Annotated in this window: 4 protein-coding genes; 3 read left to right on the plus strand and 1 reads right to left on the minus strand. The window is 40.0% G+C overall.

Features of this window, described 5'->3' with window-relative positions; all coding sequences use genetic code 11:
• Positions 1 to 235: 235 nt before the first annotated feature.
• On the minus strand, positions 236 to 718 hold the full coding sequence (slyD, locus tag CYQ88_RS11425) for a peptidylprolyl isomerase (RefSeq protein WP_101841455.1): 483 nt from the start codon (positions 716 to 718) through the stop codon (positions 236 to 238).
• Between the two features lie 72 nt (positions 719 to 790).
• Between slyD and CYQ88_RS11430 the strand changes: the two genes are divergently transcribed.
• The 3 genes from CYQ88_RS11430 to CYQ88_RS11440 form a co-directional block, all read left to right on the plus strand.
• Positions 791 to 1,213, plus strand: coding sequence for a CopD family protein (locus CYQ88_RS11430; RefSeq protein ID WP_101841456.1), 423 nt, complete (start codon positions 791 to 793; stop codon positions 1,211 to 1,213).
• Between the two features lie 555 nt (positions 1,214 to 1,768).
• Positions 1,769 to 2,863: an FRG domain-containing protein gene (locus CYQ88_RS11435; protein WP_101841457.1), complete on the plus strand. Its 1,095-nt coding sequence runs from the start codon at positions 1,769 to 1,771 to the stop codon at positions 2,861 to 2,863.
• 78 nt (positions 2,864 to 2,941) lie between these two features.
• Positions 2,942 to 3,209, plus strand: a 268-nt coding sequence (locus CYQ88_RS11440) for a hypothetical protein (protein WP_199170203.1), incomplete at its 3' end; no start/stop codon positions are given.

A 3,209-nucleotide genomic window follows, 5' to 3' on the forward strand; every position in this document is an offset into this window, starting at 1 on the left:
ATCCATTACCGGAATGGCATCCGCTTATTTCGGGCAAATCAACTTCTGTTCAAGCCGCTAATATCGGGCTGTTAGCAATTCCTGTCGTAGTTGATCAGGATGGCTTAGATTATGAAGACTATGTAATCGAGTCGCTTTGAAAAGAGGGATAAGCGTTAAGCAGTTGAGGGGGGAAGTATTAGGCTCGTTTAATCGTAATAAAACGAGCCTAATCTGAAGTAACGTTAGGGGTTACTTAGTGATGATGGCCGCCATCACCATGTGCGTGACCATGTTCCAACTCTTCTTCAGTGGCATCACGAACGCCCACGACTTCAATATCGAAATTTAAGGTCTTACCCGCTAGAGGATGGTTGCCATCAACTGTAACGGTTTCATCACCTACTTCAGTGATTTCAACAGAATGAACACCTTGCTCAGACTGTGCTTCAAAACGCATTCCTACTTCTAGGTTATCAACGCCTTGGAACATTGACTTAGGAACACCTTCTTGGATCAAATGGTCTTGAACTTCGCCATAACCTTCTGCAGGCGCAATAGAAGCGGTAAATTTATCACCAACTTTTTTGCCTTCTAATTCTTTTTCCAAACCAGGGATTAGGTTGGAATGGCCATGTAAATACGCCAAAGGATTCTCGTTAGAAGCGTCGATTAGATTGCCGTCTGCATCGGTTAGAGAGTAATGAATTTGTCCAACCTTGTTTTTTTCAATTGTCATCTTAAAGTCCTGTTTTGAAATAAAAGAACCTGTATCATACAGATTCTTAAACTCAGATTGGAGAAAATCAAAGTGTTGTGGTTAAAAACTTTTCATATATTATTTGTAATGTCATGGATGGCAGGTATCTTTTATTTACCGCGAATTTTTGTCCATTTTGTCGAAGGGCAAGCCGCTGGAGAGCAGGTAACACGCCTAGCGATTATGGCGCAAAAGCTTTATAAGTTCATGACCATTATGATGATGCTAGCCATCGGAACCGGCATTTGGCTGTGGTTAGCTTACTTCCCAATCGCAGAGGGTATGGGCTGGTTACATGCCAAAATTACGTTTGTGGTCTTGCTGTTGGTTTATCATCTTTGGAGTAAACGCCGCATGCAAGAAATGCAAGAAGGGCACCTGGATCACAGCGGACTTTACTATCGTTGGGCCAATGAAATCCCATTGCTATTAACCATCGTTATTTTGATTTTGGTTGAAGTTAAACCCTTTTAAATGGTTATTGAAAAAGGGGGAGCCTTTTTCAAACATCCATTCCTTTCTAAGATCGCGCTCCACCAAGGCGCGATTTTTTTTGCCTCGAAATACCCAATCCAAACATGCGCGTACAAGCGCCAAATTAACCTAATCAAACCCCTTAAATAACACCCAGGCCTGGTCGTTTTAAGTTAAAACAGTTCTCAGTTTCCTCAAAAATATCATGCCTATAATTAATTGACAGACGATAAAACATATCGTTAGCATGACTAACTTACTTATGCAAATTACTTATTCAGGAACAATCTGGCTTTTAGGGGCTGATAAAACTGTTCAGGGAATTTAAATGGGATACATTCAATATACAAGACATGAAAAGTGATGTTTATTTGTAATGATTTATGTCAAATAAAATAGTTTTAATTTAAATAAACCTCAATAATAACATATTGTTATGCTACTTTAATTTACTAAATCTCGAACATAAAACAACAGTTCTATGTTCGATTGACATGTGTAATGTATGAATTTTAGGACGTCTAATAATAGTTAGCTTCATTAAGGGATCGCTAGATGAGAGGTATTGAAGGAAAAATCACGCAGAAACTAGCCACCGTTATTGACGAAAAAGATATAGCGTCTGGTGATGGTTTTCCTGTTGATACATACCGAGAACTAGTTGAATACTGTGCAGCACTTGCTTACCTCAACAAAGATCATCTTCTATTCTTTAGAGGGCAAGGTGTAGATTTCAAAAATAAAAACGATAAATCCACTTTTTACCCTTCTATTTATCGAGGTGACTATCTTCCAAAGCGCGAAGTTGAACATCGATTTGATATTTTGAACCAAGCATCAAGCAAGCTTGTTGAACTACTAAGCACGAGAACTAAAGATGGCACTGGGGAGCTTAAAAGAAAAAAATATATTCAGTGGAGTATTCTTCAGCACTATGAGGTTTGCGGCACACCTTTAATCGATTTAACTCATTCATTGAGAGTGGCGTGTTCTTTCGCGCAATTAGAAAACGAGAATGACCATGCTTATGTCTATGTGTTTGGGTTGCCCTATATAACTAACCGAATCTCTATAAACTCAGAACACGATCTAATTAATATTCGGCTCCTAAGCATTTGCCCGCCTGATGCGCTTAGGCCTTATTTTCAGGAAGGGTACTTAGCTGCAACATCAGATATAGAGCATGAATACGACTCAAAATCGGAGTTAGATTTTAACAGAAGGCTTGTGGTCAAGTTCCGAATCCCCAATTCAAGCAAATTCTGGGGCAAGGACTTCAAAATAATTCCGAAATCCGCCTTATATCCACAACAAGATATATTTCATAGCATCTGCAAAGAAATTGAATTGGATGTAAAGAGAGAGCTTAAGCCAGGTGAAATTGGCGAGTTCCTCTCGCTGTGGTCAGAAATAGAAGAAAAGGTTGTATCTATGAATCAACAAGCACGGGAGCACAATACGTTCTTTAGCTCACTGAAACAGCTGAAGACGTCAGAGTATTTTGATTCTAGCTTAATCAACAACATAGAAAAACTAAGGCGCTTTAGAAATGAGCTAGTTCATTCTCCAAAGAGAATAAGCGATAAAGAAATCACTCCGTATATGGAACTCGTGCGGTTTGTTACGAATGAAATCAAAAGGCAAAGCTAACAATCAGGTTAACAAGGGCGCTGCGCGCTAACACGCTTGCGCCTGTTACCTGTAGCGTTAGCTCTAAAGAGAGGTCATATGGGCAATTCTGAATATCCACTTCCAGATTACGAAGGCACGATATCTCATAAAGATCTGAAAGACGCGGATCGTGACACTCAGCTAGAGGTGATGCGTACTTGGTTTTTTCAAAACTATGAGGATCCAGCGAATCGTACCCCATATGAATCTCGTGAGGGTGGGTATATATGGATATGGGGTGGCCCATACGAGGCAAGCGAAGAGCTGGGATCTGAATTTTATGATGTGGTTCCAGAGGATGTAATCGAAGAGCTATCTAGCGAGC

This window comes from Hydrogenovibrio sp. SC-1, from assembly GCF_002848135.1.
In the GTDB taxonomy this organism is placed as follows: Bacteria; Pseudomonadota; Gammaproteobacteria; order Thiomicrospirales; family Thiomicrospiraceae; genus Hydrogenovibrio.